The 25,525-nt window shown below is 45.1% G+C and carries 21 protein-coding genes; 16 read left to right on the forward strand and 5 right to left on the reverse strand.

Annotated elements, in window-relative coordinates:
* Positions 1 to 19: 19 nt before the first annotated feature.
* Positions 20 to 1,093 carry an MBL fold metallo-hydrolase gene (locus tag NCI00_RS12280; protein ID WP_253527909.1) on the reverse strand — a complete coding sequence of 358 codons (1,074 nt, stop codon included), beginning with the start codon at positions 1,091 to 1,093 and terminating at the stop codon, positions 20 to 22.
* A 154-nt stretch (positions 1,094 to 1,247) separates the two neighbouring features.
* Between NCI00_RS12280 and NCI00_RS12285 the strand changes: the two genes are divergently transcribed.
* The 11 genes from NCI00_RS12285 (at position 1,248) to NCI00_RS12335 (ending at position 13,630) form a co-directional block, all read left to right on the forward strand.
* The gene (locus NCI00_RS12285; protein WP_253527912.1) at positions 1,248 to 2,429 is read left to right on the forward strand and encodes an acyltransferase family protein; all 1,182 of its coding nucleotides are present in this window, start codon (positions 1,248 to 1,250) and stop codon (positions 2,427 to 2,429) included.
* 211 nt (positions 2,430 to 2,640) lie between these two features.
* The gene (locus NCI00_RS12290; protein ID WP_229599041.1) at positions 2,641 to 3,537 is read left to right on the forward strand and encodes a sulfite exporter TauE/SafE family protein; all 897 of its coding nucleotides are present in this window, start codon (positions 2,641 to 2,643) and stop codon (positions 3,535 to 3,537) included.
* Positions 3,538 to 3,643: 106 nt separating this feature from the next.
* On the forward strand, positions 3,644 to 4,834 hold the full coding sequence (locus tag NCI00_RS12295) for a trans-sulfuration enzyme family protein (protein ID WP_114068524.1): 1,191 nt from the start codon (positions 3,644 to 3,646) through the stop codon (positions 4,832 to 4,834).
* A 28-nt stretch (positions 4,835 to 4,862) separates the two neighbouring features.
* The gene (locus tag NCI00_RS12300) at positions 4,863 to 5,300 is read left to right on the forward strand and encodes a hypothetical protein (RefSeq protein WP_166558532.1); all 438 of its coding nucleotides are present in this window, start codon (positions 4,863 to 4,865) and stop codon (positions 5,298 to 5,300) included.
* A gap of 162 nt (positions 5,301 to 5,462) precedes the next feature.
* Entirely contained in the window at positions 5,463 to 5,849 is a 387-nt protein-coding gene (locus tag NCI00_RS12305) for an endonuclease domain-containing protein (RefSeq protein ID WP_253527915.1), read from the forward strand.
* A gap of 77 nt (positions 5,850 to 5,926) precedes the next feature.
* Entirely contained in the window at positions 5,927 to 6,640 is a 714-nt protein-coding gene (locus NCI00_RS12310) for a phosphoadenylyl-sulfate reductase (protein WP_114462766.1), read from the forward strand.
* 57 nt (positions 6,641 to 6,697) lie between these two features.
* A complete protein-coding gene (gene cysD, locus NCI00_RS12315; RefSeq protein WP_253527918.1) occupies positions 6,698 to 7,630 on the forward strand; it encodes a sulfate adenylyltransferase subunit CysD in 933 nt (310 codons plus the stop codon).
* Positions 7,631 to 7,735: 105 nt separating this feature from the next.
* Entirely contained in the window at positions 7,736 to 8,983 is a 1,248-nt protein-coding gene (locus NCI00_RS12320; RefSeq protein ID WP_253527921.1) for a sulfate adenylyltransferase subunit 1, read from the forward strand.
* Positions 8,984 to 9,166: 183 nt separating this feature from the next.
* On the forward strand, positions 9,167 to 10,543 hold the full coding sequence (locus tag NCI00_RS12325) for a glycoside hydrolase family 88/105 protein (RefSeq protein WP_253527923.1): 1,377 nt from the start codon (positions 9,167 to 9,169) through the stop codon (positions 10,541 to 10,543).
* Between the two features lie 43 nt (positions 10,544 to 10,586).
* Entirely contained in the window at positions 10,587 to 12,425 is a 1,839-nt protein-coding gene (locus tag NCI00_RS12330) for a rhamnogalacturonan lyase (RefSeq protein WP_253527926.1), read from the forward strand.
* Positions 12,426 to 12,508: 83 nt separating this feature from the next.
* Positions 12,509 to 13,630, forward strand: a complete 1,122-nt coding sequence (locus NCI00_RS12335; protein ID WP_253527928.1) for a glycoside hydrolase family 88/105 protein — start codon at positions 12,509 to 12,511, stop codon at positions 13,628 to 13,630.
* A 95-nt stretch (positions 13,631 to 13,725) separates the two neighbouring features.
* On the opposite strand, the gene NCI00_RS12340 is transcribed toward NCI00_RS12335, so the two are convergent.
* Together NCI00_RS12340 and NCI00_RS12345 are read right to left on the reverse strand one after the other, a co-directional pair.
* Positions 13,726 to 14,814, reverse strand: a complete 1,089-nt coding sequence (locus tag NCI00_RS12340) for a GntR family transcriptional regulator (RefSeq protein WP_253527930.1) — start codon at positions 14,812 to 14,814, stop codon at positions 13,726 to 13,728.
* A gap of 295 nt (positions 14,815 to 15,109) precedes the next feature.
* Positions 15,110 to 15,889 (reverse strand): LytR/AlgR family response regulator transcription factor, encoded by a 780-nt coding sequence (locus tag NCI00_RS12345; RefSeq protein ID WP_253527932.1) that lies wholly within the window; start codon positions 15,887 to 15,889, stop codon positions 15,110 to 15,112.
* A 135-nt stretch (positions 15,890 to 16,024) separates the two neighbouring features.
* On the opposite strand from NCI00_RS12345, the gene NCI00_RS12350 reads away from it, so the two are divergent.
* The 5 genes from NCI00_RS12350 to NCI00_RS12370 all read left to right on the forward strand — a co-directional run bounded on the left by NCI00_RS12350 (position 16,025) and on the right by NCI00_RS12370 (position 23,726).
* Complete coding sequence (locus NCI00_RS12350; protein WP_253527934.1) at positions 16,025 to 16,621, forward strand: hypothetical protein; 597 nt, start codon at positions 16,025 to 16,027, stop codon at positions 16,619 to 16,621.
* A gap of 35 nt (positions 16,622 to 16,656) precedes the next feature.
* Positions 16,657 to 18,699, forward strand: a complete 2,043-nt coding sequence (locus tag NCI00_RS12355; protein WP_253527936.1) for a protein-disulfide reductase DsbD family protein — start codon at positions 16,657 to 16,659, stop codon at positions 18,697 to 18,699.
* A gap of 199 nt (positions 18,700 to 18,898) precedes the next feature.
* On the forward strand, positions 18,899 to 19,975 hold the full coding sequence (locus NCI00_RS12360) for an LptF/LptG family permease (RefSeq protein WP_166558544.1): 1,077 nt from the start codon (positions 18,899 to 18,901) through the stop codon (positions 19,973 to 19,975).
* Between the two features lie 110 nt (positions 19,976 to 20,085).
* On the forward strand, positions 20,086 to 22,455 hold the full coding sequence (locus NCI00_RS12365; protein WP_253527938.1) for a M1 family metallopeptidase: 2,370 nt from the start codon (positions 20,086 to 20,088) through the stop codon (positions 22,453 to 22,455).
* Positions 22,456 to 22,649: 194 nt separating this feature from the next.
* Positions 22,650 to 23,726, forward strand: a complete 1,077-nt coding sequence (locus NCI00_RS12370) for a phosphotransferase family protein (protein WP_253527940.1) — start codon at positions 22,650 to 22,652, stop codon at positions 23,724 to 23,726.
* A 35-nt stretch (positions 23,727 to 23,761) separates the two neighbouring features.
* Here the strand turns inward: NCI00_RS12370 and NCI00_RS12375 are convergent, their stop codons facing one another.
* Both NCI00_RS12375 and NCI00_RS12380 read right to left on the reverse strand, forming a co-directional pair.
* Positions 23,762 to 24,100: a hypothetical protein gene (locus NCI00_RS12375; protein ID WP_253527944.1), complete on the reverse strand. Its 339-nt coding sequence runs from the start codon at positions 24,098 to 24,100 to the stop codon at positions 23,762 to 23,764.
* Between the two features lie 72 nt (positions 24,101 to 24,172).
* Positions 24,173 to 25,504 (reverse strand): TolC family protein, encoded by a 1,332-nt coding sequence (locus NCI00_RS12380; RefSeq protein WP_253527947.1) that lies wholly within the window; start codon positions 25,502 to 25,504, stop codon positions 24,173 to 24,175.
* Positions 25,505 to 25,525: the final 21 nt, after the last annotated feature.

Raw genomic sequence — 25,525 nt, forward strand, 5'->3', positions numbered from 1 at the left:
TTTATAATTCTTTCCAAGTCTACAACTTTATCACTTCTCCAACGCCCGCCAACTGGATTAATCCCTGATTCTGGGGCTCTTTCTGCAATTTTTGGAGCGAGCGGTAGCAATCGCCCAACGGCTCATCTGACAAATCGAATGTGCCGTAGTGCATCGGAATCATTCGTTTCGCTTTCATTTCGTGGGCTGCCTGTATAGCATCTTTTGGCCCAGCGTGACTGGCAGACATAAACCATTCGGGTTTATAAGCACCAACCCCCAACAGGGCCACATCAACCCCGCCAAAATACTTGGCAAAATCCTGATAGTGCGTTCCATAACCCGAATCTGCCCCAAAATAAATGCTTTTGCCATTGGCTCGAATCAAATACGCACCCCACAGATTTTTGTTGGTATCGTTTAGATAACGTCGCGCCCAATGACGAGCGGGCAAATAGATGATTTCAATCTTAGAAGTATCTGTTTGATAGGTTTGATACCAGCCAGCGGATTGAATATTAGGGCTTTTTGTGAAATTGTTGAGCAGCGTGTCCAGTCCTAGGCCCGTCAAATAAGTAGCATTTGGGTTTTGAGGAGCCAAAGTTTTGAGGCTTTTTTCGTCGCAATGGTCACGGTGGTCGTGCGAGACGATGATGTAATCCATATCCTTTAATTCTGAAACCGCCACGGGCAATTCCGAAAACCGTTTCATCAGCGCAGAGGGACTTTCCAGCACAGGGTCGGTTAAAATTCGGACACCGTTGAGCCGAATAAAAAACGTAGCATGACCTAACCACACAACACAATCGTCGTTATTGTTCAGAAAATCGCTGTTTTTAGTCACTTTCAGGCGAAACGTATCTGTTTTTTTCTCGGCTTTTTGGGGATTGGTTTCACGTTGCCATTTCAATAAATCACTAAACCCAGGCAATGGCTCCAAGTTTTCGTTCAAAAAGCGTCCTTGCGGATTTACAGGGTTGTCTTTCCAATCGTGGCGAACGGTTTTTAAATCAGGATTAGAGCGATAGCCGCTTATCTCCCACGTAAAACGCTCATACATAAAGAAATAAAAACCTCCTGCCAGCGACAGGACAAAAACGAAGCTGATAATCATTTTTTTTAGGGCGAGAAAAGGTATCAACAGATTGAAATTCAGTAATATCAAAAACAGGGGATGTTACTGCATAGTTCGCCCGTAAGTTATAAATTCACTTTTGTTTACTTTAGGTATACAAACCCTGTTACGTTCCTAAACTTTTCCTAACGCTATGGCGCCCACCTTGCCCGTCCGTATCTCGTCGGTAGATGCTTACCGAGGTTTTGTTATGTTTTTGATGATGGCCGAAGTGCTCGAATTCGGTAGTATTTCCAAAGCCCTGCCCGATAGTTCTTTTTGGGCGTTTTTGGCCTATAACCAAGACCATGTCGAATGGGTAGGTTGCTCGTTGCATGATTTGATTCAGCCCTCGTTTTCGTTTTTGGTGGGTGTGGCATTGCCGTATTCTATTGCGAGTCGGATGGCTAAAGGGCAAAATTTCGGAGCTATGTTTGGGCACACCATTCAGCGTTCGTTGATTCTGATTTTTCTCGGTATTTTTCTGCGTTCTATGCATCGCGAACAAACCAATTTTACGTTTGAAGATACACTCACGCAAATTGGTTTAGGTTATCCCGTTTTATTTTGGCTGGGTTTTCGCACCTTCCGTACCCAACTCATTGCTTTGGGCACCATTTTGGTAGGTTATTGGCTTTTCTTTGCCGTCTACCCGCTTCCTGGCGCCGACTTTGATTACGCAGCCGTTGGTGTTACTGCCGATTGGGAACATAATTTAAAGGGGTTTGCAGCTCATTGGAATAAAAATACCAATGCGGCATGGGCATTTGACCAATGGTTTATGAACCTTTTTCCTCGTGAGAAACCTTTCATTAGAAACGGTGGCGGGTATTCTACGTTAAGCTTTATTCCAACGTTGGGTACAATGGTTTTAGGGCTGTTGGCGGGTCAGTGGCTCAAATCAGATTCGGAGCCCATGGAAAAAGTAAAGCGGTTTGCAACTTTAGGCTTAGCCCTTTTGGTGGTCGGTTCTCTTCTCAACTGGCTGGGAATTTGTCCCAATGTCAAACGTATTTGGACGCCTACTTGGGTGTTGTTTAGCGGTGGATGGTGTTTTGTGCTGCTCGCAGCTTTTTACTGGTTGGTAGATATACAGGGGTGGCGTAAAGCATTTATTTGGTTGATTATTATCGGCACTAATTCCATTGCAGCCTACGTTATCTCCCATACCATAGTAGAGTTTATTCATCACTCTATTCAAATACATGTGTCGCAAACCTACGATCAGGTATTTGGAATCACGTATGAGTCCTTGGTTCGGGGTGGATTGATTCTTTTAGTAGAGTGGCTCATTTTGCGTTGGATGTACCGAAATCGGATTTTTGTAAGAATTTAATAAGTTTTTAAGCTCATTTCTTGGACTTTTTAACTATTGCTTCTACTTTTGTAATGCCGCCCCAAAAAGCGGCATTTAATTTATTTTAATTTCTCTATATAATCAATATACTATATCTGGTATTAGGTGTTTAAGATTCTGCTTGTCTTTCTAATTAATCGCAGTAATTGTTCCACGACCAGCATAAATTTCAGAAACGGCTATGAGCTCCATGACAAAACCACCAGTTATTCCTGTCGAGAAACCAAGAGACCTTGAAGATTGGCTGTGGGTTGGTATACCCGTTGGGCTGTTGACGATTATCATAGGATATTTGATTTACAAACACGCAGGAAGTTTTACTATTGACTCTTTCATGGCGGGTTTTAATTCAGATTTAGCGTTTTACCTGATGGTTGGGGTAATGGCTCAGTTGGTAGATGGTGCGTTGGGCATGGGCTATGGCGCTACGGCTACGTCTTTTTTATTGACGCTGGGCGTTCCTCCAGCGGTAAGCAGCACGAGTGTTCACTTATCAGAGATGTTTACCACGGGTGCCTCGGCCATTTCACACTTCAAATTCAAGAATATCAATAAAAAGCTATTCAAAACTTTATTGATTCCGGGTGTAATCGGTTCAGTTATTGGTGCTTATTTGCTTTCGGATGTAATAGATGGCAATGTCATTAAGCCTTTTATCTCGGCCTACATGGTTGTATTGGGTTGTATTATTGTGAGCAAAGGCATTAAAAAGACGAATGTCAAAAAGCCCACTAAGCGACTGGGGGTTCTAGCCATTTTCGGTGGTTTTATGGATGCCGTTGGCGGGGGAGGCTGGGGGCCGATTGTAACTTCTACGCTCATTGGCCGTGGCCGTGACCCGCGCTATACCATTGGTTCGGTCAACGCCGCCGAATTTGCCGTTGCGTTTGCCAGTGGGGTTACGTTTCTCCTTTTTGAGGGTATCAATAGCTGGCAGGTTGTACTGGGATTGATGCTCGGAGGCATGATAGCCGCTCCGCTTGGTGCTTATCTAGTAAACCGGGTCAACCGCCGACCATTGATGGTAATTGTGGGTTTATTGGTGATATTCTTAGGATTAAGGGTTGTATTGAAAGCTATTTTATAGTAAATGTGTAATTTTACGACCTCATCCAATCAGGTCATTTAAAAGACTTGGTGTGTTTTTCAGATTATTTGTTGATCACATCATAAGTCTAATTCTCAAGAAAAGTATGCAACGTAAGACGAAAGCAATCCGCATCCAAACCAAAAAGACGCAATACCGCGAGCATTCGACGCCATTGTTTCTTACCTCAAGTTTCTCATTTGAGTCGGCTGAGCAAGGTAAGGCCCTCTTTGATGAAACCGAGGAAGGTAATATTTACAGCCGTTTTTCAAACCCCAGTGTTCAGGAGTTTGTCGATAAAGTGTGTATGTTGGAAGGTGCTGAGGATGGTCTTGCTACCGCCACAGGAATGGCGGCGGTATTTGCGAGCATGGCGGGAATTCTCAAGTCTGGGGACCACATCATTGCCTGTCGGGCATTGTTTGGGTCGGCGCACCAGATTATTACGCAGATTTTTGCGAAGTGGGGTATTACTTATACGTACTTGGATGCCGATGCTTCTGAAGAACAGTGGGAAGCGGCTGTGCAACCCAATAGCCGCATGGTGTATCTAGAAACTCCGTCTAATCCTGGATTGGAACTGGTTGATTTGGCCATGATTGGTCGTATTTGTAAAAAACACAACCTGATTTTCAACGTGGATAATTGCTTTGCTACCCCCATCATTCAAACACCCGCGGATTTTGGCGCGGATTTGATTGTGCACTCTGCCACCAAATTTATGGATGGGCAGGGACGTGTATTGGGTGGAGTGGTTGTCGGAAAAGCTGAATACATTGCCCCGATTCGCTTTTTTTGTCGTCATACTGGCCCTTCTATGTCGCCGTTTAACGCGTGGACATTGAGCAAAAGCCTCGAAACGCTTGAATTACGCATGGAGCGCCACAGCCAAAATGCGTTGCGTTTGGCCGAAGCCTTGGAGGCATTGCCCGAAGTGAAAAAGGTAAACTATCCTTATTTGCCAAGCCACGCCCAATATGAGCTTGCCAAAGCGCAAATGAACGCGGGCGGTGCCATTGTGACCATTGAATTAGAAGGCGGTTTTGAGCGCGTAAGTGCGTTTATGAAAGCGTTGACCATCCCAACCTTGTCGTCAAACTTGGGCGATACCCGTACCATTATCACCAATCCATTTACGACCACTCACTCCAAACTCAAACCCGACGAAAAAGCGGCTTTGGGTATTACGGAAGGTCTGATTCGTATTTCGGTTGGCTTAGAAGCCGTAGAAGACTTGATTGAAGACTTTACGCAGGCGGCAGTGGTAAGTGCTGAAGTGATTGCGGAGAAGATATAGATAGGTTTGCAAAATATAGCTTTCAGATATGAAATTTCCGCTTACAGCAAGCGAATTGACTAATGAGATTTATATTTCAGTAGATAAATACCTTGAGATTGGAGATTTGCGAGTTAGACAGTTGATTAAAATTTTATCAAACGTGCCTGATGAATTAATAATTGAGGGTCTAATTAAAGTTTTTGAAAATAATAATAGAAGGGAAACTGAGATTTTAGATCAAGAGTTTGCAGGGCAAATTTTGAAAGAAATTAAACCTAAAACAGATGTTTCCCTTGAGATTATTCTAAAAAGAATTTTAAGCAATTGGAATAAAAGTGTAGAAGAGATTCCATTTTGGTTCAAAGAAAACTATGGTACGGAGAGATGTAAAAACACTTTAGAAAGCATTTCCAATGAAGCGGTATTAACTAAAGTTGAAAAAGAGAAATTAGAAACGATGAAGTGGTGGTTGGAAATAAAATAAGTTAGCTGTTGAATTATCGAAATGCTAAAATAAGTTATTTCTCATTAATTTTATTATCTACACACCCCGCGGCTAAAGCCGCACCCCTCTCAAGAGGGGAATTTGCGTTAATCCCCTCTTGAGAGGGGTGCCCGAAGGGCGGGGTGTGTGAAATCAGCAATTATGGAACGTCGTCAAATTATTCCGTATAACCCTAAACTGAAAGAAATAGCCCGACAATTACGAAATAATAGTACTTTATCAGAAGTGTTATTGTGGCTTGAATTGAAGGGGAAAAAAATGCGAGGGTACGACTTTCACCGACAAAAACCGATTGACAATTATATCGTTGACTTTTTTTGTCATGAGCTGATGTTAGTAATTGAAATTGATGGAATCAGTCATACCTGGGAAGAAGTAGCCGTGAATGATGAAATTCGTCAACGAAAAATAGAAAGCTTTGGAATACAATTTCTAAGATTTGACGACAAAGAGATAAAACAAAATATGAGTTTTGTCTTAAATACAATTCACGATTGGATAGTTGAAAAAGAAAAAATCCCCTCTTGAGAGGGGTGTCACGAAGTGACGGGGTGTGTTTAGATAAAAAGGAATTTATAAAAGAGAACACTTATTGACCGGTACCCATGATACTCACCGAAACACATACAACAGAATCGTTACTTAGTTTACTTAGCGGTAAAACAGAAGTGGAAGCATTGCGTTTACTGGCAGAAATGTTTCCTGGACAGGTGGCTTTTTCGACCAGCTTGGGCTATGAAGACCAAGTAATCACGGATATGATTTTAGCCAACGGAATTGACATCCGAATCTTTACGCTAGATACGGGCCGGATGTTTCCCGAAACTTACCTGACGCTCCAGAAAACCAATAATCGCTACGATACCAAAATCGAAGTGATGTTCCCCAAAAACGAAGCCGTTGAACAACTGCTGACCGAAAAAGGCCCTTTGAGTTTTTATGAGTCCATCGAAAACCGCAAAGAGTGTTGTTTTATTCGCAAAGTAGAACCTTTGAATCGTGCGCTGAAAGGTGTGAAAATTTGGGTGACGGGTATCCGTGCTGAGCAATCTCCCAACCGTACCGATATGCAGGCCATTGAGTGGGACGGAGGGCATGAATTGTTTAAATACAATCCACTTTTGCCTTGGACGTTCGACCAAGTAAAAAGCTACGTGAAGGCGCACAATGTGCCTTATAATCCACTGCACGACAAAGGTTTTGTAAGTATTGGTTGTGCCCCCTGTACCCGCGCCATCCGCGAAGGAGAAGACTTCCGCGCGGGCCGTTGGTGGTGGGAAGATGAAAGCAAAAAAGAGTGTGGGTTACACGCTAAATAGAAGAGAAGGAATCCCCGTTCTTTTAAAAGTAAATTACAAAATCAGACACGATAAATCATGTCCAATATCCAAAGTCCAGAGTCTATTGTCCAACGTCAGGACTATTTAGACCAACTCGAATCCGAAGCCATTTACATCATGCGTGAAGTGGCAGGGCAATTTGAGCGCCCCGCGTTGTTGTTTTCGGGCGGTAAAGATTCGATTACCCTTGTACGATTGGCCCAAAAAGCCTTTGCTCCTGGTAAAATCCCTTTTCCATTGGTACATATCGATACGGGCCATAATTTTCCTGAAGCAACTCAGTACCGCGATTGGTTGGCCAATGAAGTAGGAGCAAAGTTGATTGTACGTCAGGTGGAAGATACCATCAAAGCCAAAGGGTTGAAAGAACAAACGGGTAAAAATGCTACCCGTAACTGGCTGCAAACCTTTACGTTACTGGATACCATTGAAGAATTTGAATTTGATGCCTGTATCGGTGGGGCGCGTCGTGACGAAGAAAAAGCCCGCGCCAAAGAACGTATTTTCTCTTTCCGCGATGAGTTTGGTCAATGGGACCCCAAACGCCAGCGTCCTGAATTGTGGAATTTGTTTAATGGCAAAATCAGCAAAGGCGAAAATGTACGTTGCTTCCCGATTTCCAACTGGACCGAGCTCGACGTGTGGTCGTATATTGAGCGCGAAAAAATTCCGTTGCCTAGCATTTATTTCTCGCACCAACGCGAAATGATTTTGCGCGATGGAAATTTGTTGGCCAATGCCGATTTTATTTTCAAAGATGAAAACGACGTAATTGTAACCAAAACCGTTCGTTTTCGCACGGTGGGTGACATGACTTGTACTGCGGCGGTAGAGTCGTATGCTGATACGATTGAGAAAGTAGTCAACGAAATCAAAGCAACGCGCATCAGCGAACGCGGCGAAACCCGCATCGACGACCAACAAACCGAAGCGGCGATGGAAGACCGCAAAAAGGGAGGATATTTTTAGAGGTTACAGCCAAAAGTAGGCAGTTCACAGTAAGATTGAACCGTCCAAAAATAGAACTAACTGTAAACCGCTCGGGCAACCCCGTTTAAACCGTAAATTGAACAAATGGATATTCTAAGATTTATAACCGCAGGTAGTGTTGACGACGGAAAAAGTACGTTGATTGGCCGCTTGCTTTACGATACAAAAAGCATTTTGGCCGACCAAATGGAGGCCGTAGAGCGCGCCAGCAAAACCAGAGGTGACGGCGAAATTGACTTGGCTTTATTAACAGACGGACTTCGTTCGGAGCGTGAGCAAGGCATTACCATCGATGTAGCCTACAAATATTTCCAAACGCCTAATCGGAAGTTTATCAGCATTGATGCGCCTGGTCACATTCAGTATACCCGCAACATGGTGACGGGCGCTTCCAATGCAGATTTGGCCATTATTTTGATTGATGCTCGTCAAGGAGTGGTGGAGCAAACACGCCGGCACTCGTTGATTGCGTCTTTGTTAGGCATTCCTCATATTGTAGTGGCGGTCAATAAGATGGATTTGGTAGGCTATTCAGAAGATGCGTTTCTGCAAATTGCCCAAGAATACAAAAAACTGGCGGATAAGCTCGGAATTAAAGACCTGAAAATCATTCCAGTAAGTGCTTTGGCGGGTGATAACATTGTGGATAAATCGGAAGCCATGTCTTGGTATACGGGCGAAACAATGCTACATTTTCTTGAAAATGTCAACGTGCTGAACGACCTGAATTTGACCGATGCACGTATGGCAGTGCAATACGTACTGCGTCCGCAAACGGAAGAATTACACGATTATCGTGGCTATGCGGGACGAATTCAAAGCGGAGTTTTCAAAAAAGGTGATTCTATCACCGTTTTGCCTTCAGAACAAACTTCTAAAATCGCCAAAATAGAAGTCTACGGCGAAGAAGTAGAAGAAGCTACGGCTCCGCAATCAGTGACGATATTGCTGGAAACTGACGTGGACATCAGCCGCGGAGACTTAATCAGCGGTGCGGGAAATCAGCCGACTTTGAGTCAAGATGTTGAAGCCACTATTTGTTGGATGGACGACCGAAAAGAGCTGAAAGTAGGCAATAAATACACGCTACAACACGGCACAAGCCTAGTACGTTGTTCCGTCAAAGGCATCGAATACCGCATTGATGTAAACAATTATGAGCACTTGGAAGACATCGAAAGCCTCAAGCTAAACGATATCGCTAAAGTGACGCTTCGCACGGCAAAACCGCTTGCCTACGATTCATACCTGAAAAACCGCGCCAACGGCGCAGCTATTCTGATTGATGAGACTTCCCACGTGACCGTCGGTGCGTGCATGGTAGAAGCCTAATTATATTTTTTGTCATCCTCAAAGGACCTGATACGTCCGAATTTGATAAGCCCTCAATTTCTTTCGAAGTTGAGGGCTTTTTTATCGCAGTCTTGAACAGGTGGGTACGGGAATGTTGATGTCGTAATTCCCCGCAACTTTGTATCTTTCCAATAAAACCACGGTTATTCCCCCTTTACACCTATGAAAACCCTGCTGTCTAGTCAAAATTTGTCGGCGATTGGAGTGGTGTTATGCCTGACCACGCCCCTTTTTGCGCAACGCAACGTGACAAACGCTAATGACTCCAATACACCTTTGCATTTGCTGCAACCCGATTATCCAGTACCTTACGGGATTGTGAAAACCGAGGAAGTAAAGGGGATATTGGATAGAATTCACGGATATTTAAACAAGGTGACTCCTGCTGCCTTTGTCAATGCCAAAACGGGTGAAGTACTGACCGATTTATCCAAAATTGACGAAAATACCGCCTTGCAAAAAGGCGATTATCGGCTAGTTAGCTATGAATGGGGGGTTACTTACGGGGGAATGCTCTTGGCAAGCCAGGTAACTGGCGATAATCGTTATAAAGAATACACCGAAAAGCGGCTGGAATTCATCGCTAACGCCGCTCCTTACTTCAAAAAAACGACCGAAGAAAATGCCGATTGGGGTACGAAAGGGCCTCTGCGGGGTTTGTTGACGCCCCATGCTCTGGACGATTGCGGGGCCATGTGTGCTGCCATGATTAAGGCCACGCGTGAAGGGAATAAGTCAAATTTGCGCCCGTTGATTGATAGCCACATTAATTATATTCTGACCAAAGAACATCGACTAAAAGACGGTACGCTGGCCCGAAATCGTCCCCAGCCCAATACCCTTTGGTTGGATGATATGTTTATGGGCGTACCCGCACTTGCGCAAATGGGCAAGCTGACGGGTGATAAAAAATACTACGACGAAGCCGCTAAACAAATACTGCAATTTGCGGGTCGGATGTTTAACAAAGAAAAAGGCGTATACATGCACGGTTGGGTCGAAGGCATGACTGAGCACCCGCAATTTCACTGGGCTAGAGCCAACGGTTGGGCCATTTTGACTAAGGTGGAAGTGTTGGATGTGCTGCCCGAAAATCACCCCTCGCGCCCTGCGATTTTGGCTTTGTTGAAGGCGCACGTCAAAGGACTGGCATCTTATCAATCAGGGTCAGGTTTTTGGCATCAGTTGCTCAATAAAGAAGATTCGTATCTGGAAACATCGGCCACGGCGATTTATACGTATGCCATCGCCCGCGCCATCAATAAAGGCTGGATTGACGGCTTAGCGTATGCACCTATGACGCTCTTGGGATGGAATGCCGTGGCCACCAAAGTCAATGAAAAAGGCCAAGTAGAAGGAACGTGTGTAGGTACAGGCATGGGTTTTGACCCTGCTTTTTACTACCATCGTCCCATCAGCCCTTTTGCGGCTCATGGCTACGGGCCCGTGATTTTGGCGGGGGCTGAGGTGATTAGTTTGTTGAAAAACAAGAAGTTTGAAATCAATGACAGCTCAGTACAGTTGTTGCAGAAGAAGTAAATCCATTGATGTTATTCAACATTTACCTTATAATGGCAAGAATATGAGATGGATTCATTTGTCCGTATGTTGCTGCCTGACCTTACTGACTAGCACCTTTGCTCAACGGCAAATGGAATACCTCAACCGAGGCGTAGTGGCGTTGCCCACTGCCGAAGGAAGCATGTTTATTAGTTGGAGGCTGTTAGGCAATGACCCTGAAAGTGTGGCTTTTAATATTTATCGGAACAAGGAAAAACTAAATATCAAGCCACTGGAGAGCAGTAATTTTACGGACAAAAATCCCATAGATGGGGCTGTTTATAGCGTTCGAACGGTGCTGAAAGGAGTAGAACAGAAAAATGCAGCAGCGGCGGTAAGTTTTAAACAATCCTACTTAGAAATTCCTTTGCAAATTCCTCCTGGCGGCACCACCCCCGACGGGAAAACCTATACCTACAACGCCAACGATGCAAGTGTTGGGGATTTGGATGGCGACGGTGAATACGAAATCATCCTGAAATGGGAGCCTTCCAACGCCAAAGACAATTCCCAAGATGGCTACACTGGTAATGTGTTTTTGGATGCCTATAAACTCAACGGCTCACGATTGTGGCAAATTGATTTAGGGAAAAATATCCGTGCTGGGGCCCATTATACGCAGTTTATGGTCTATGATTTAGACGGGGATGGCAAAGCCGAAATCGCCTGTAAAACTGCCGATGGAACCACGGACGGCAAAGGAAAAACCATCGGCGATGCGTCCAAAGACTACCGAAATGCCCAAGGAAGAATTTTAGACGGAGCGGAGTTCTTCACCATTTTTGACGGACAAACGGGCGCGGCGCTGGCTACCACCGAATATTTGCCGAGTCGCTTTCCGATTGATAGTTGGGGCACACCCCAACATAATGACCGAAACGGCAATCGGGCCGACCGCTTTTTGGCGTGTGTAGCCTACCTCGATGGCAAACAACCCAGTGTCGTCATGTGTCGAGGCTACTATGCCCGTACCGTGCTGGCAGCTTGGGATTGGCGTAATGGAAAATTAACCTCCCGATGGGTATTTGATACTAAAAATGGCTTTCCGAGTTATGAAGGACAAGGAAACCATAACCTCACCGCTGCCGACGTAGACAAAGATGGCAAAGACGAAATTGTATTTGGCGCAATGGTCGTGGATGATAATGGTAAAGGCTTATTTTCCACTGGCTTTGGGCATGGAGATGCCATCCATGTGAGCGACTTAGACCCCACGCACGAGGGATTGGAGGTGTTTGGTATTCACGAAAACAAAGATAAAGATGCCACACGCCCAGGCATGGCGCTGTATGATGCCAAGACAGGCGCAACTTTGGTCAGAACCGCCGAAGGAAAAGACGTAGGCCGAGGGGTAGCCGCCGATATTGACCCCGAGCATTTGGGCGCAGAACTATGGGGGGGGATGATGGTAGATGGCAAAAGTCGCTTGCTAAGCATAAAAGGCGAAGACATTGGCGAAGCGCCTAGTTCCGCTAATTTTCTGGCGTGGTGGGACGGTGATTTGGGCCGTGAATTGCTTGATGGAAACCACATTGACAAATACAAAGGCGGTCGCCTGCTCACCGCCGAAGGTTGTACGTCCAACAACGGTACTAAATCTACGCCTGCGCTCAGCGCTGATTTATTCGGGGATTGGCGCGAAGAAGTTATTTTTAGAACCACCGACAACAAAAATTTACGCATTTATTCGACCACCATCCCGACCGAACATCGCCTCGTCACGCTCATGCACGACCCCCAGTATCGGCTGAGCATTGCTGCCCAAAATGTAGCCTATAACCAACCCCCACATACAAGTTATTACTTGGGTACTGGTATGAAAAAAGTGCCTAAACAGTTGATAAAACTGATTAAACGTTAAAACTAACCACGGACTTAATCGTAATATTCTCTGTTGTACTACTCAGTGGTTAAATGATTAGAGCATTCAAATTCAATAATCGTATGAAATCAACAAAGCTTCTCATTTGCCTTTTATTCATCGCTTCCATGACCTTTGCCCAAAAACTCCCCCCAAAAAAGGAGCTTTTGAAAGCCATGACCTCGGCCAATGCTTATTTTATGAACAAATGGCCGGATGTGGGCAAACCCATCGTTGGCAAAGACCGTACGCGCCCGAGCAACATCTGGACGCGGGGCGTATACTACGAAGGATTGATGGCATTGTATAAACTCGATCCCCAAAAAAGCTATCTTAACTACGCCGTTTCGTGGGGAGAAGCGCACAAATGGGGTTTGCGCAATGGTGTTACTACGCGAAATGGAGACGACCAATGCTGTGGCCAAACCTACATAGATTTGTACCTTATAGATAAAAAAGAGGAGCGCATTCGTGACATTAAAGCCTGCATGGATAACATGGTCAACAGCGACAAAAAAGATGATTGGTCGTGGGTAGATGCGCTGCAAATGGCCATGCCCGTTTTTGCAAAATTGGGCGTGCTGTACAACGATAATCGTTATTACGAAAAAATGTACGAGATGTATATGTTTACCAAAAATCAGCACGGCGACAAGGGCCTTTACAACCCCGCCGAAGGGCTTTGGTGGCGTGACAAAGACTTTGACCCACCATACAAAACGCCAGGAGGCAAAAATTGCTATTGGTCGCGTGGGGATGGTTGGGTAGTGGCCGCATTGGTGCGGGTGTTAGACATTATGCCCAAAGACGCCCCCCACCGCGATGAGTACCAAAAGACCTATTTGGAGATGATGCGCGCCCTCGCACCACTGCAACGTGCGGATGGCTTCTGGAACGTGAGCTTGACCGATGAAACGGATTTTGGCGGCAAAGAGTTGACTGGAACGGCCCTATTTGTGTACGGTATGGCGTGGGGAATGCGCAATGGTTTGTTGGACAAAAAGACCTATCAACCCATCGTAGCCAAGGCCATGAATGCCATGCTCAAAGACTGCGTACATCCCAACGGCTTTTTGGGTTGGGTACAAGGAACGGGCAAGGAGCCCAAAGATGGACAGCCGTTGAGCTTCGAGAAAGAACCCGATTATGAAGATTTTGGCTTGGGATGTTTTCTGTTGGCGGGCACTGAAGTAGCAAAATTGTAGTTTTACCCACCTAATATCTGTCTCGTTTCCCAACCCCTGATGTTCGTCAGGGGTTGGTTTTTTTAGGCGATGTTATGCGTTGTCTTTTGATTTCCTCACAGTGAACCTCTTCGAATCATGTAAAATGGATTTTTTACTTTAACGCGCTGATTACTAATTAAAAGCGTGGCGGCAGTTTGGCCCATCAGTTCAAAATCGGTGGTGATGACCGTAATGTCCAAAAGCTCTTTGAGGGCGGTTTCGTTGAACGAGATTACCCCAATGTCTTTCCCCAAGGTAAGTTCTTTGCGACGGGCTTTTTTGATTAGCTCGGCCAAATCATTTTCTTCCACGGCAATGTAGGCCGTTCCGGCTTCAATCACCGATTCATCGCAGTTTTCTCGGACTTCAAATTCTTTGTGGTAATTGATGCAAAAATTCCGAAATCCGCGCACAATTTCGAGGGGATAATTGCCATCGCTCGGAAAAATCAATACCATTCGTTGGTATTTTGACAACAAATCTGTGGCATTTTCCAGCGCTTCAAAAATGTCTTTGTCAAAACGTTGATAAATACTCAGCGGCTGTTGTGGAAGCTCGGGGATTTCGCGGTCGAGCAGCACTAACTCGTTGGCAGGGATGCTTTTGAGCGTTTGAAGATAATCCGCTTTGTCTAAATCTTCCGTAAAATGGGGCATCACAATGTAGTAATTGTATTTGCCTAGGTTTTTGTCAATGATTTCCTGAAAACGCCCCGCGCTGTAGTGATGAATCTCCAAATCTACCGTGGCTTGGTCGCCCAATGTTTTCAAAAAAGAGTAGTAAATGATTTTTTTATAGGAGCTCAACTTGTTGAAAATGAGCAGTACTTTTAGCTTTTTGTCGTGATTTGATTGAATATAGTATCCTTTCCCTTGTACGGATGTGATGTAGCCGCGCGCGCGTAACTCCCGATAGGCTTTTTCTACCGTGTCGCGGGCCAACAGGTATTCAATGCTTAGCTCGCTGATGGAAGGCAATTGATTCCCTTTTTGCAAAACCCCCCTTTCAATGTCTTTAATCACCGAATGGACAATTTGCTTGTATTTAGGCATTTTGTCGGAAGGATTAAATTGCAATTGATACAGGACTGCCGCGCTTTGGCAATGGTCTATTCCAAAGTGGTGGCCGCGACGGCGAGAGATAGAAGCAATTGTGGTTGTCATAGCAGACTTCTTGAATTTTTCTAAGAAAACCTTAAAAAGTACCTTTTCAGTGGAATGTATAATGTATTGTAATATATGTAGATGATATTAAACTTTGTAAAGATAAAAGGCGATTTATTTATGCAATCGTTATCGGGAACGTTGTCAAAATGAAATGTTTTGGAGAAATTGACCAAAAATCCTGTACAGACGCAAAATTTTGCGACGCTGTCAAATACAAAATGAATAAGAAGAAAATAAGAAAAATTAGATTATTTTAATTTGTTAACCACCAAAAGACGAGACAACTGTATTGTTAGAGTTCAAACAGTCGGCGAACATTTTCGGCAAATGACTGCCCAGACGTAATTTTGGAGCTTTTTTTATCATTGAGAACCAAAATGAATTTACCGTCAAAATGCTTCTGAATTTCACGTATATGGCGGGAATTAAGAATCGCCGACCGACTGACGCGGGTAAAATGGTCGGGGAGTTTTTCCTCCAACGTCGCCACGGTGTAGCTTGTTAGGTACTTTTGTCCTTCTTTGGTGGCTAGAAATACATATTTATCCTCGGCTTCAAAATAGCTGATTTCATCCAGAGGAATCAACAAAATCTTATCGGCAAATTTGACCGAAATCGTGTGTAGGTCTTTTTTAGGTTTGAACTGTTCAATAATCTGTAAAAGGCTGGAATTGAAGGTGTTTTGAGTGGTTTCTTCCTGAGGTGAAGCCATCCTTTTTTTTAATTTTTCCACCGTTTTCTCCAGTCGGTCGTTTTCAATAGGTTTGAGTAAATAGTCAATAGAGTTTTCTTCAAAGGCCCGTATTGCGTACTGATCGTAGGCGGTGGCAAAAATGACCATTGGCATAAACGTCAGTTGAGAAAGCATCTCAAAGCCGTTCATTAGGGGCATTTCGATGTCCAGAAAAATAACGTCGGGCTGTAATTCTTCCACCAGCGTGAGGCCTTCTGCGCCATTGGCAGCCTCGCCGATGATTTCAAACGTTGCTTCAAATTTGTTTAACAGCCGACGCAAACGGGCGCGGGCCAACGGCTCATCGTCGATAAGAAGGGTTTTAAAAGAGGTGTTCATGGCGTATGGGCAGTGGTCTTTTGTTCTGAATAAATAGGCAATGGCAAGTTACAAACTTTTTGCCTGAACCAAACGGCGGCAAGAGGCGTTTTCATTTTGCCGAGAATAACCTGTAATTTTGAAGTAAAAATAACCGTGAGCAACCGACTGATTCATTATAGTATATTGATTACTGGCCTGTTTTTTGCCTCCTGCAACCCCGAACGGCGCGTAGAAGGCTCCAAAGAAGCGGTCGAGAGAATGAAAAGTATGCAAATCAAACGCGTCACTTCTCCCCAAGTAGTGACCATCGTAGATGACTGGGGTGAGCGGATTGTTAAGCAGGCGCAGCTGGACTGGGAAGCACAGGCCAAGAAGCCCAACGCCAATCTTTCAGCATTGTGTCAATTGCAGGGAATTGCTGAAATAGACTCATTGGAGCAATTGTACGGGGTGCAAATCTTGCTTTTGGGAACGAAAGACATGAAAAACGGTCAACTCTCGCCCAAAGAAAAGGAGGTGTTGGATGCGTATCTTTATAATGCCGAAAACAAACTCCCACAATCCACCAATATTCAGAAATTAGGCGACTCGGTGCTGATTTATAATGCGCCCATTGCGGTTCAAAATATGATTTGTCAAAAGTGTTTTGGCGACGATGCCACGAAACTAGGACTCTGGCGCGTAAAGTTTCTAAAGAACGAAGTGATACGAAAAGTAGACGGCAAGTCGTTGGTGAAGAATAAAAAGTAAAAACTGTTTTGTAAACTGTTATCTGTCAAATATATATGAAGCGCATAGCTGCTATTTTGCTGTTGTTGTTGGTGTCGGTTTCGACCTTTTCACAGGTCAAAAACCATGCTACTTGGACGTTTGAAGTGCCCAAAAAAGAGGTAAAAGTGGGAGAAGTGATTGAAATAAAGTTTAACGCAATCATTGATGAAGGATGGGATTTGTATTCGAGTGAATTTCCAGCGGAAGACCCCATTAAAACTACTTTTGAATACAAAAAAAATGGAACATTTGAATTGGTTGGAAAAGTAAAACCCATCGGTTTTCATAACAAAGAGGATGAATTTTTTGGAACCGTCAGCATCGCGGAGGGCAAAGCTTCTTTTGTTCAAAAAATAAGGATTCTAAAGGAAAATCCCGTCATTGAAGGCGTGATTGATGGTCAAACCTGTACCGTCAAAGATGGTCAGTGTGTTTTATTAAAAAGTGATTTTAAGTTTCCTTCGATAAAAGTAACGGCCGCATCGACGGCTGAGGCTTCAAAAACAGACGTTGTTGCCCCAACCGCAGAGCCACAGGTGACTGAAAATGTGCAACCTACAACGACACCCAAAGCAGATACTACTCAGGCCGAAGCCACGGCCTCTGCGGAAAATACAATTTCTGATGTTCCAGTCTCTGAGCCTGAAGAATCGCTTTGGAGCTTTTTGTTGGCGTGTTTCCTCGGCGGATTGGCGTCTATTTTTATGCCGTGTATTTATCCCATTATGCCCATGACGGTGAGTTATTTCACCAAGCAAGAACACGGCACTGGAAAAGCCTTGGTTTACGGGCTTTCGATTGTGGCCATTTTTACGTTGTTGGGCTTTTTGGTGTCGCGTGTTGGCGGTGCACAAGCCGCTAACTTTATCAGTACCCACTGGGCACCCAATGCGATTTTCTTCGTAGTTTTTATCCTTTTTGGTCTTTCGTTTTTGGGATTATTTGAAATTGTATTGCCCAACTCTTTCGTCAACAGTGTGGACAAACAAGCCGACAAAGGTGGCCTCATCGGGATTTTCTTCATGGCGCTTACGTTGGTGGTGGTTTCGTTTTCGTGTACGGCCCCGATTGCGGGTTCTTTATTGATTTTGGCTTCTAAAGGCAACGAAGTAATGCGCCCTGTGTTGGGGATGATATTCTTCTCCTTGCCGTTTGCGGTGGTGTTTACGGGCTTGGCCATGTTTCCCAAATTCCTCAAAAGTCTGCCTAAGTCGGGCGGCTGGCTCAATGAATTTAAAGTCGTTTTTGGCTTATTAGAATTTGCATTGGCGCTCAAATTTTTATCAAATATAGACTTGGCATATCAGTGGCAAGTGCTTGACCGTGAGGTGTTTTTGGCTATTTGGATAGTTTTGTTCTCCATCATTGGTTTTTACGTATTGGGAAAACTGCGGATGGACAAAGACTCACCCGTAAAAGGAATCACAATTCCACGTTTGCTGATTTCATCCGCTACGTTTGCGTTTGTGGTGTACATGATTCCGGGCATGTTTGGCGCGCCGTTGCGGGCGTTGTCGGGGTGGTTGCCTCCCGAGCAAACGCAGGATTTTTACTTGACCAACGCCGTTGGCGGTGGAACTTCGGCTCCTGCCCTGACGGCCTCAGGGCGTCGCAAGCCGCATTTGCCGCACGGATTGGAAGGTTATTTTGACTATGAGCAAGCATTGGCCGAGGCCAAAGCCCAGGGCAAACCCGTATTTATCGACTTTACAGGCTTCAATTGTGCCAATTGTCGCAAGATGGAAGCCAATGTTTGGCCACAGCCAGAAGTATTGGAACGTCTTAAAAAGAATTTTGTGATTGCGTCGCTGTACGTAGATGACAAAACGGAACTGCCTAAGGAAAAGCAGTTTGTGTCTACCTACGACCAACGTGAAAAAACCACCATCGGCGATAAAAATGCCGACTTACAGATTACAAAATTCAACAACAACGCACAGCCGTTTTACTGTTTGGTCACGCCCGAAGGCGAGCTATTGACCAAGCCCGTTGGTTATACAAGTGCCGAAGAATTTACGCGTTTTCTGGATGAAGGATTGACAAAATATAAAAAGTAAAGCCGATAAGAAGGCTTTCTGGAAATAAGAAAGTCTTCGAGAATCCTTCAAAAGCAACTTCCTGAAAGTTTCGGCTTGGGGGAAGTTGCTTTGTTTGTTAAAAAATCTAAAAAAAGCAACCTTTACCGAATCAAAGCATAACTTGTGGAGATTTGCGTTGTACTGCAAGACGGACAACATACGACGAAAGACTTATTGCATGAAAATATTAGACCGATATATTCTCAAGAATTTTTTAATCACTTACGTATTTACGGTACTCGTCACGCTGCTGATTATCTGCGTGATTGACTTCACGGAAAAGGTAGATAATTTCAGAAAAACAAACCCTACGCCCTACGAAATTATCGTAAACTACTATCTCAATTTTATTCCTTATTACGCCAATTACCTCAGTCCGTTGTTGGTTTTTATTTCTACGGTTTTTTTTACGGCGCGTATCGCGGCCCGTACCGAAATCATCGCGATGTTTAGCAGCGGTATCAGCTTTATCAGAATTTTGTTCCCGTATTTTATCGGTTCGGTCATATTGGCGGCTTTTACTTTCTACATGGTAGGCTGGGTTATTCCACGCGCCAACAAAATCCGGTTGGCTTTTGAGTACAAATACATCGAAGAACAATTTTATTTCAACCGTCGGAATTTCCATGTAAAGGTCGCGCCCACTACCTACGCCTACCTCGAAAGCTACAACAATACCTCGCAAACGGGTTATAAGTTTACTTTGGAGCGTATCGAAGGCAATCAACTAAAGGAAAAGCTAACTTCCGACCGCATTACATGGGCTCCCAAGAAGAAAAAGTGGGAAATTCATGACTATAAAGTGCGAAAGTTTGAGGGACAAAAAGAATTCTTAACCCAAGGCGTTAAGATAGATACCGCTATCTCGCTGAGCCCAAAAGACTTTGAGAATGATAAAAACCGCTTTGAAGAGCTGACCTTGAGTCAGTTAAATGAGTACATCGACCTACTCAATTTGCGCGGAGCCGATGGCGTTCAGACGTACCTACTCGAAAAATATACGCGTTTTACGCACCCGTTTGCTTTTATTATTCTGACCATCATAGGCGTAGTGGTATCGGCCCGTAAAAGCCGGCGGGGCTCGGGGTGGCAGATTGCTTTGGGTTTTATTCTGGCGTTTGTGTATCTGCTCTTCTTCATGCTTGCCAAAGGCATTGCCGAATCGGGCAAAATCCCTGCGGTGGCGGCGGTATGGCTGCCCAATATCATCTTTGCGGGCATTGGGTTTGTGCTTTATAAAACCTTACCCCGCTAATAGATTATTTACCCCAAATTGGGGGATATTGATGCATACCTTTGTTTGATGACCTTCCTATTTGCCTAGAAAATCCTATTTTTGTAAAAATCATTCAGCAGACGAATTCCATGAGAAAAACCCTGTTTCTAGTTTTGTGCCTATGGCAAACTACCCATTATTTGCAAGCTCAGGCCCCTGCCCCAGCATCTTACCACGCCAATTCGCGTTTTGAGCAAATGGGCACCCAACTGCCTACCCCAAACACCTACCGCACCGCCTCGGGCGCGCCCGGAAAAGACTATTGGCAAAACCGAGTGGATTACGATATCAAAACCGAGATAGACGACGAAAAACAACGTCTGACAGGCTCGGAAGTGGTGACGTACTTCAATAATTCTCCCGATGAGCTACGCTATGTGTGGATGCAGCTAGACCAGAACGTATTCACCAAAAACTCAATCGCCAATCTTACCCGTACGAGTTCGGTCAATGAAAGAGGAATGCCAATGAGCAGCACTATGCGCTCTATGATTGACAAAGATTATGGGCATAAGATTACGGCCGTAAAAGACCCTAAATCAGGACAGCCGCTGCGCTACACCATCAACGAAACCATGATGCGCATAGAACTTGTGGCCCCTATTAAGACAGGCCAATCGGCGAGTTTCCAGATTGATTGGAACTACAACATCACTGATTTCCGCTTCGCGCAGGGCCGTTCGGGGGCCGAATACTTTGCCAAAGACAACAACTTTATCTACGAAATAGCTCAGTGGTTTCCGCGGGCGTGCGTTTATGATGATGTGAATGGCTGGCAAAACAAGCAGTTTTTGGGGCAAGGAGAGTTTACCTTGGCCTTCGGAAATTACAAAGTTGCCATTACCGTTCCCAACGACCACATCGTTGGCGCTTCGGGAGAACTGCAAAATGCCAACCAAGTGCTTTCGGCTGAACAACTCAAGCGCCTAGAACAGGCCCGTAAAACGTTTGACAAACCAGTGTTGATTGTGAGTCAGGATGAAGCGACAAAGAACGAAGCCAATAAGCCTTCAGGTAAGAAAACCTGGATTTTCAAAGCCGATAACGTACGGGATTTTGCCTTTGCCACTTCGCGCAAATTCATCTGGGATGCAATGAATGTGGAATTGAACGGCAAAAAAATCATGGCGATGTCGTTTTATCCCAAAGAAGCCAATCCGCTTTGGGGACAATACTCGACCATGTTGGTAGCGCATACGGTCAAGACCTATTCAAAGTTTACGTTTGATTATCCTTATCCTGTGGCGCAATCGGTCCACGGTCCTGTGGGTGGTATGGAATACCCGATGATTTCCTTCAACGGTGCGCGCCCAGAAGCGGATGGAACGTATTCAAAAGGAACCAAAGACTTTTTGATTCAGGTAATTATTCACGAAGTAGGTCATAACTGGTTCCCGATGATTGTCAACTCGGATGAGCGCCAATGGTCGTGGATGGACGAAGGATTGAACTCATTTATGGAATATTTGACGACCAAAGAGTGGGACCGCGACATGGGCGGCGACGTGGCCGAGCCGCAAAACATCGTCGAATACATGCGCACCGACCCCAGCAAGCAAGTGCCTATCATGTCGAGTTCTGACAACATCATGGGTTTTGGCCCCAACGCTTATACCAAGCCCGCTACGGGTTTAAACATCCTACGTGAGACCATCATGGGGCGCGAATTGTTTGATTATGCATTTAAAGAATACGCCAATCGGTGGAAATTCAAGCATCCTACCCCGGCTGATTTCTTCCGTACCATGGAAGATGCCTCGGGTGTGGATTTGGATTGGTTCTGGAAAGGTTGGTTCTATGGCACACAGCCCGTTGATCAGGATTTGACCGAGGTCGAATGGTTTGCGTTGGATACGCAGAATCCTGAAGTCAATAAAGCCGAAGCCAAAAAAGCCGCCGAAGCCAAGCGTAACACCGTGGCGCGCCAGCGGGATAAAGACTATATCAAAGAAAGCGTGGTAGACAAAAACCCCGATATGAAGGATTTTTATAATACCTACGACCCATACCAGGTGACCGAAAACGACAAGAAAAAATACGAAACCTATTTGGCAAGTCTGACGCCCGACGAGCGTAAATTAGTCGAATCTGGCTTGAATTTTTATACCATCAAGCTGAAAAATAAGGGCGGGTTACCGATGCCAGTCATTATCAGAATGCAATACGAAGACGGTACGGATTCGGTAGCGCGTTTTCCCGCCGAAATCTGGCGTTTGAATGACCAAGATATTTCGAAAGTGATTACGAGCAAGAAAAAAGTGGTTCAATGGACACTCGACCCGTATCAGGAAATTGCCGACATTGACACTGAAAATAACAGTTTTCCGCGTCAACCTGCGCAACCGACGCGATTCCAGCTGTTTAAATCACAGGGAGTTCAGCGGGCACCCAACCCAATGCGTGAGGCGCAACAAAATCAGCCGCCCAAAACTGGTCAACAGGGCGGTGCCAAAAATTAATAAATGTAGGGGCGGGGTTCACCTCCGCCCTTTTTTTGTGTAAATAAGGGTAATAGTTAGCCATTTTTTGAAAAATACGATGGTAATTTCGGGGCCCTTGAGCAGATGCAAGGCCTGCCCCTACGGGTTTTTGTCATAAATTCCTTTAATTTTGTTTTGGAATTGATTCATGAAAATTACCTAAACCCGACCTGATGTCTACCCCCAAAACCGATGTACCCGTAGCGGTGCGTGAAGGCGAACAATTGGATATAACCAAACTGAATGCGTATTTTGCAGAGCAAGTGCCTGATTTGGGCGTGATTACGGATGTTAACCAATTTCCAGGCGGTTATTCCAATTTAACGTATTTTTTGAAAACCAATAAGGGGAAAGAATATGTCCTACGTCGGCCGCCGTTTGGGGCTAAACACATCAAAGGGGCACACGACATGGGGCGCGAGTTTCGGGTTTTGTCGCTCCTGAAAGCGGCAGAATACGCCAAAATCCCCGTCCCGATTGCCTATTGTGAGGATGAAAGTGTGCTAGATTGTCCGTTTTATGTCATGGAACGGGTGCAGGGAGTGATTTTACGCGCCCATTCTGCTCCCAAAATGGGCATTGACCCCGATACATTCCGACGGCTGTCGGCGGCTTTGGTAGACAATATGGTGGCGCTGCATTCCATTAATATTCAGACCACAGGATTGATTAATTTAGGCAAACCCGAAGGCTATGTGCAGCGTCAGGTGGAAGGTTGGTACAAACGCTACCAACATGCCCAAACCGACGAAGTGCCGGTCTTTGAGCAAGTCTATCAATGGCTGGTGCAAAACCTTCCCGCTGAAAACACGCCTACGCTCATTCACAACGATTATAAATACGACAACGTAGTGCTTAATGCCAACGATTTGACCGACATCCTAGCTGTGTTAGATTGGGAAATGACCACCGTCGGCGACCCGCTGATGGACGTAGGCACTTCGCTCTCATATTGGTCAGAGGCCACGGATGGAGCGTTTGAAAAAAGCTTCAATCTGACGTGGCTTCCGGGCAACTTTACTCGTCAAGAGTTTGCGGAACGCTATGCCCAACAAAGCGGTCGCGATGTTTCCAATATTTTGTATTACTACGTCTTTGGGTTGTTTAAAAATACCGTGGTGATTCAGCAGATTTATGCGCGTTGGAAGCAGGGGTTTAGCAAAGATGAACGCTTTGCGGGGCTAATTATGGGGGTTCATTCTTTGAGCAATACGGCGGCGAAGGCAATTGAGCTAGGCCGCATCAGTTGACGTTCTCTGGTGAAATGCGAGCAGTATTCCAAAATTTAAAAAGCTCGCTTGAGAAAACCGCCTAAATAACTACCCGCAAAAACGGGTAAGAACTGCAGAAAAGCCGTGAACTGCGTAGCGTCGGCGTCAAAAGGCGGAAGTAGCCGAAGGTTGTTGATAAGAAAATAAAAGCCTATGACGAGCATCACCTGCTCCATGGCGAGAATCCAGCCCTTACGCGGTTGAAGTACCCCCAGACTTATGCCCGACAGCACCCCGACTAAAAACGGGAGATGAATCGTTGGGCCATAGAAACAGCTCAAGGCTAAAATAGCGCTGGTAAAGACCGTAAGGAGGGCGTCGCGCGTGAGGGTTTTGTTCCAAAATGGCTCCATAAAACAACCTTTATTAAATACCAAGCGTTTTTAACAAAGGTAAGCCAAAGCCCTTAATGGTCATTTATTTTTTTATTTAACGTCACTGATAATCGAACTACTCAGGCGAAGCAGTTCAATCTCGGTTACTTTGACGTTGTAGGCCGCTTCAATCAGGCGCGATTCGGTGGCTACAGCGTTGCGTTGTGCTTCCCGAAATTCGATGGCCGTTGAGTTTCCGAACTTATAGCGCTCAAACGCCAAATCTACGTTTTGGCGGGCAATTTTAAGGTTTTGCTCTTCAAAACTAAAAAGAGCAATGCTGTTTCGGTACGTATTATAGGTGCGTTCAAGGGCCGAAAGCAACTGCACCATTAGGTCAGACTCCTGATATTCCGCAATCATCGTTCCGATTTTGGCGTTCGCTTCACGACGGCGTTGGTTGTAGCCGTCATAAATCGGAATAACGAGGCGAGCGCCGTAGTTGAGAGAGCCGGTTCGGCTGGTTTTTACGCCAAAACCTACCTCGTTGTTAAGGGTATTGTAGGTATAACTTCCTAACAAATCCACTTGTGGCAGGCGGGCTGCTTTTATTTCACGCTCCGTTACTGAGGCAATTTTACGGTTTTGATTGGCGGCCAGTAAATTCGGATTTTGGCTTTTTAAACTTTGCTGCAATTGCACCAAATCCAAATCTTTCCGAAAGGTAATGGTGTCAGGAGTGTTAAAGTCAAGGTTTAAATCCCTCATTAAGAGTGCATTCAGGGTTACTTTGGTGTTTTGTAAAAATTGCTCCTGCGCCACCAAAGCGGCTTGGTCGCCGTTGTAGTCTACCTGCGCGGCCAAATACTCCGACTTCGAAGTGGCGCCCACTTCGTAATTGGCTTTGGCCAATTCGCGGCGGGTACTCGAAATATCCAACGCGTCTTTGAGTGCTTCTAGGCGCTGTTTTTGGCGAATGATGTCATAGTAAGCCGCTGCTACCTGCGCTACGGTATTTTCAATGTTGATTTTTACGGTGGTTTTGCCAAATTGTTCAATTTCACGTAGTCGCTCAGCGGTGGCAAACATGCCCATTCCGTCAAAAACCGTCCACACCAAGTTGATACCCGAGTTGGAGTTGCGGTTCTGCACACCTCTTTGGATGAGGGGCTCGCGGGTGGTGGTCCCTAGTGGAAAAAACGTTTGGTTAACGCTGTTGTTATTGAAGTTGGCTTGCGTTGAGCCCGTCACGACGGGCAGCATACCAGCATTGCCGCGCGTGTTGTCGTTGTGGGCAATGGCTTCGCGGCTGCGGGCTATTTTGATGGCGTAGTTTTTTTCCAACGCCACAGAAATGGCGTTTTCAAGGGTCAAAAGTTCTTGAGAAAAGGAAGCAAAAGTTGGCGCAAAAAGAATAAACAGCAGTAGCAAAAATCGTGTCATACAAGCAAAAACGAAACAGGT

This window comes from Runella salmonicolor, from assembly GCF_024158025.1.
Classification (GTDB): Bacteria; Bacteroidota; Bacteroidia; order Cytophagales; family Spirosomataceae; genus Runella; species Runella salmonicolor.

Excerpts from the sequence above, each read along its gene's own strand:
- NCI00_RS12280 (WP_253527909.1), bottom strand. The coding sequence starts at position 1,093 with ATGATTATCAGCTTCGTTTTTGTCCTGTCGCTGGCAGGAGGTTTTTAT.
- NCI00_RS12285 (WP_253527912.1), top strand. The coding sequence starts at position 1,248 with ATGGCGCCCACCTTGCCCGTCCGTATCTCGTCGGTAGATGCTTACCGA.
- NCI00_RS12290 (WP_229599041.1), top strand. The coding sequence starts at position 2,641 with ATGACAAAACCACCAGTTATTCCTGTCGAGAAACCAAGAGACCTTGAA.
- NCI00_RS12295 (WP_114068524.1), top strand. The coding sequence starts at position 3,644 with ATGCAACGTAAGACGAAAGCAATCCGCATCCAAACCAAAAAGACGCAA.
- NCI00_RS12300 (WP_166558532.1), top strand. The coding sequence starts at position 4,863 with ATGAAATTTCCGCTTACAGCAAGCGAATTGACTAATGAGATTTATATT.
- NCI00_RS12305 (WP_253527915.1), top strand. The coding sequence starts at position 5,463 with ATGGAACGTCGTCAAATTATTCCGTATAACCCTAAACTGAAAGAAATA.
- NCI00_RS12310 (WP_114462766.1), top strand. The coding sequence starts at position 5,927 with ATGATACTCACCGAAACACATACAACAGAATCGTTACTTAGTTTACTT.
- cysD (WP_253527918.1), top strand. The coding sequence starts at position 6,698 with ATGTCCAATATCCAAAGTCCAGAGTCTATTGTCCAACGTCAGGACTAT.
- NCI00_RS12320 (WP_253527921.1), top strand. The coding sequence starts at position 7,736 with ATGGATATTCTAAGATTTATAACCGCAGGTAGTGTTGACGACGGAAAA.
- NCI00_RS12325 (WP_253527923.1), top strand. The coding sequence starts at position 9,167 with ATGAAAACCCTGCTGTCTAGTCAAAATTTGTCGGCGATTGGAGTGGTG.
- NCI00_RS12330 (WP_253527926.1), top strand. The coding sequence starts at position 10,587 with ATGAGATGGATTCATTTGTCCGTATGTTGCTGCCTGACCTTACTGACT.
- NCI00_RS12335 (WP_253527928.1), top strand. The coding sequence starts at position 12,509 with ATGAAATCAACAAAGCTTCTCATTTGCCTTTTATTCATCGCTTCCATG.
- NCI00_RS12340 (WP_253527930.1), bottom strand. The coding sequence starts at position 14,814 with ATGACAACCACAATTGCTTCTATCTCTCGCCGTCGCGGCCACCACTTT.
- NCI00_RS12345 (WP_253527932.1), bottom strand. The coding sequence starts at position 15,889 with ATGAACACCTCTTTTAAAACCCTTCTTATCGACGATGAGCCGTTGGCC.
- NCI00_RS12355 (WP_253527936.1), top strand. The coding sequence starts at position 16,657 with ATGAAGCGCATAGCTGCTATTTTGCTGTTGTTGTTGGTGTCGGTTTCG.
- NCI00_RS12360 (WP_166558544.1), top strand. The coding sequence starts at position 18,899 with ATGAAAATATTAGACCGATATATTCTCAAGAATTTTTTAATCACTTAC.
- NCI00_RS12365 (WP_253527938.1), top strand. The coding sequence starts at position 20,086 with ATGAGAAAAACCCTGTTTCTAGTTTTGTGCCTATGGCAAACTACCCAT.
- NCI00_RS12370 (WP_253527940.1), top strand. The coding sequence starts at position 22,650 with ATGTCTACCCCCAAAACCGATGTACCCGTAGCGGTGCGTGAAGGCGAA.
- NCI00_RS12375 (WP_253527944.1), bottom strand. The coding sequence starts at position 24,100 with ATGGAGCCATTTTGGAACAAAACCCTCACGCGCGACGCCCTCCTTACG.
- NCI00_RS12380 (WP_253527947.1), bottom strand. The coding sequence starts at position 25,504 with ATGACACGATTTTTGCTACTGCTGTTTATTCTTTTTGCGCCAACTTTT.